This window comes from Methanoregula sp. (genome assembly GCF_002835825.1).
Taxonomy (GTDB): domain Archaea; phylum Halobacteriota; class Methanomicrobia; order Methanomicrobiales; family Methanospirillaceae; genus Methanoregula.
This window is the reverse complement of sequence record NZ_PIZH01000267.1, coordinates 1-3,129: the sequence shown is the minus strand read 5'-3', so window position 1 is coordinate 3,129 and position 3,129 is coordinate 1. Positions and strand designations below refer to the sequence as shown.

General features: G+C 55.8%; 5 protein-coding genes. 2 read left to right on the top strand and 3 right to left on the bottom strand.

Annotated elements, in window-relative coordinates:
- Nucleotides 1-220 precede the first annotated feature (220 nt).
- On the bottom strand, nucleotides 221-475 hold the full coding sequence (locus CW742_RS09565; RefSeq protein ID WP_292419673.1) for a hypothetical protein: 255 nt from the start codon (nucleotides 473-475) through the stop codon (nucleotides 221-223).
- A 10-nt stretch (nucleotides 476-485) separates the two neighbouring features.
- Nucleotides 486-740 carry a hypothetical protein gene (locus tag CW742_RS09560; protein WP_292419671.1) on the bottom strand — a complete coding sequence of 85 codons (255 nt, stop codon included), beginning with the start codon at nucleotides 738-740 and terminating at the stop codon, nucleotides 486-488.
- Nucleotides 741-1,043: 303 nt separating this feature from the next.
- Between CW742_RS09560 and CW742_RS09555 the strand changes: the two genes are divergently transcribed.
- On the top strand, nucleotides 1,044-1,415 hold the full coding sequence (locus CW742_RS09555) for a KTSC domain-containing protein (protein ID WP_292419666.1): 372 nt from the start codon (nucleotides 1,044-1,046) through the stop codon (nucleotides 1,413-1,415).
- A gap of 141 nt (nucleotides 1,416-1,556) precedes the next feature.
- On the opposite strand, the gene CW742_RS09550 is transcribed toward CW742_RS09555, so the two are convergent.
- A complete protein-coding gene (locus CW742_RS09550) occupies nucleotides 1,557-1,928 on the bottom strand; it encodes a hypothetical protein (RefSeq protein ID WP_292419664.1) in 372 nt (123 codons plus the stop codon).
- 251 nt (nucleotides 1,929-2,179) lie between these two features.
- Here CW742_RS09550 and CW742_RS09545 point away from each other — a divergent pair.
- Nucleotides 2,180-3,129, top strand: a 950-nt coding sequence (locus tag CW742_RS09545) for a putative Ig domain-containing protein (protein ID WP_292419659.1), incomplete at its 3' end; no start/stop codon positions are given.

Sequence of the window (3,129 nt, the reverse complement as noted above, 5' to 3'; positions counted from 1 at the left end):
TCCGGTGCAATGAAGCATTCGGCATCAACAAGGATCATGGTGTATCACCGGTATGAGGTCTCATAAAAAAAGGTAGCAGGGTTCGTTATCGAAATAATTTCGGCCGGCCAGCCTCACGGACCGTGAAGGAACTGGTGGTCCTCCCGGCAGAGTACCGGCCCGGATCAGGGGATTTTCCTTCCCCCCGCAGAGCCCGGGGAGGTCCCTCCCCGGCCTGCGTTCAGACCTTTTCGGAACATTCAAGCTCTTGGCATAGCGACAGGCAGGAATATTTATCCGGGTCGATAAGACAGTTCAGCTTGCATATATCGCAGTTTGCTGTGCTGCTTTTCGCGTTCTCCGGTGCCGGCAGGGACTTCTGCGCCGGGAGATCGATGACAAGATAGTGCGCAGTGGCAAAGAGGCTTGCAGCAATCGCTAAGCAGCACATAAACAGCACGAGGCTGGCGAGCGGGGATCGTTGTGGTTCAGGCATAGACTCCACTTCACTGTTTACCACAGACATTAATAAGGCAGTTGTACTTGCAGCCAATGGAGTTCGGGTGTTCGCGGGCACACCAGTCATAGCAGTCCTGGCAGTTGTCCGAAGGGCTGTTGGCCGGTGCCACTACCGCATTCTGTTGGGGCAGATCGATCGCGTAATAATGGGCGCCGGCAAGGATGCTGCCGGCTACTGCCAGGCAGATTATGAAGAGTACAAGACGGGCAAGTGACGTTTTTCCGGATTGTGTATCAGCCATGATGAAAAACCTCCGCGGGGATCCGGTGTTATTCTTTGGTTTGGATGAACGGCATATATACCTTGGGAAGATGGTAGTAATCACCGCATAATTTTCCCTACGAGATGCAGCGTTCTCTCTTGCGATCATCCGCCGTGAAGTTCCATCCGGCCATAACCGGCTGATCGTTCCCGTCACCAGGCAAGGAAGCCGATGCCCACACTGCCACCGGCCTGTTCGCGAAGTTCCGGCGTTCCGCCCGCCACTCCCGAACGTTAATTTGGCAATCGCACCATCCGGTATGTATCGCATCCGTGGTGTCCCATGAAACGAATCCTGCCCGCAACCGTCCTCGTCCTCCTCGCGATCGCGATCCTTACCTCCTGCTACACCTCATCGACAGCACCGCAGTCCCTTCTTACACCATCGCAACAATTAACCTTCCGGAGCACATGGAAGAACGTGGCGATATCCATGGAACGACAGGTTGTGAAGTCCGTCATCCTGCGATCAGCAGGATATGATGATGTAATGAAAATCCTGGAAATCGAATTTACGTCAGGACAGGTGTACCGGTTCTCGGCAGTCCCGGAAAAGATCTGGAAAGGCCTTATGCAGTCACCGGAGGCCGGGAAATATTTTTCCGAAAAGATCCGACCAAAGTTCCGGTCGCGGCTGGTTGCGGGATCCTCGTAACCGGAAATATTCTGCAAGGCGGTCCGTGACGTGTGCCAAAAAAACCGATGATCCTGGCTGTCACAGAGTAGATAATTGCAAATCATGAACGTCTAAAACAAAAAAAAATGCTCGTTTTCTCCGGGCCGGAAATCCGGAGCATCAAGCCCCTATAATGGACTGTGGCCCTGGCCGGACCATCCGGCTTGCAATACCATCCGCAAGAATCCCGTAGATGATCCCAAAGACGAGGAGCATCGCGGCTCCGAAATAATTGTGGGCGAAGAAGGGGACGATGCAGAGCAGGAGGCTGAAGAGTGCCCCGAGAACGGCCCCCCTGATGATTGGGTGCAGGGAAATTCTGTCGGCAAAACCGATCGCGAGGCCCTGGAGGACGCGGGCGTAGAAGATCATCAGCATAAACCACGGCTCGGGCGTGATCCCCGGCGGCGCCATAAAAAGCAGGCTCCCCGCACACCAGGCACCGGTCAGGATGCCGATAGCAGTCGTGATCGCGATGCGTTTTGGTTGCATGAACGTCCGGATGAGTGAATGAGATTATCGTGCATAAGGGTTTCTTTATCCCGATATCATGAAGACACCCCCATATAATCCGTTCGATTTCGGCAGGAGGGCCGGGAAGGGATTCCGGCACTACAGACATACCGGATAGTCCACGGGATTCGCCATAGTCTCCACACGGAAATCCACGGCACCGGATCCGGTCTCTCCCTCAGCAAAAACTATTTGAACTGCCACAATAATTCCCCTGCAAAGCTGATCACATGAAACGATTGCACCGGCCCGGGACAATTGTTACGGTTCTGCTTATTGTATCGTTTCTCCTTGTCCTTCCGGCAAGCGGGCTCACCGCGTCAGTCTCCGGTTTTCCCCAGATCAAGTCAGGGAAGGCAGCATATGTCGATATCAGCTCCATCATCAGCGGCGGCACTCCCCCTTACCACTGTACGCTTGGCAGAGGGGAGTCCCTGCCGGACGGCCTGATACTGCAGGATGACTGCACAATATCCGGCACGCACACGCTCCGGCAGGGCACAACCGGGGAGGTCTCGCCGTCCTTCACGATAGAGGTCATCGATTCAGCATCTCCACCGGGCACAACCAGGTTCTCCCTCTCCATAATGACCCGGGCCGCATCGCCAACGCTGCTTCCTGAAACGGGCCGGTGTATGGAGAAGACACCGTGCACAACAAAGGTTGCCGGAGCCTGGGGCGGTACTCCCCCCTATCACTTCCAGTCAGGTTCGTTTGCCGATGGCGCCCCTCCGATGGGCCTGGTCGTGGATCTCAACGGCAATCTGAAGGGGACAGCGCCCGCTGCAGGCACCTATTCCTTTTCCATCTGCGTTGTTGATTCTGTGGGAGAATCCGGCTGCGGGGCATCCACGATCGTGATCAGTCCCGCCACCACCCCTTCCCCGGACCGGTCATTCCGGGAATGGCTCTCCGATCTCATTCCGGGATTAGGCACCATTCTGGGAGACACTCTTGGTAACCCGTTTGGTATTATTCCGACGCCGGGGATTTCGAGGGGAGAGCCCAGTCCTGCAGTCACTGCTTCTCCCACCCGAACATCTGCCGGATGTTCCGGCAGTACACCCTACTACTACGACGGGAGCTGCCATGCCCGCCCAAAAGCAACACCGACAACCGTAATACCTACACGGCACCCCCCGGCAAGCGACATCTGCGTTGCATCGGCACAGATCGGAAG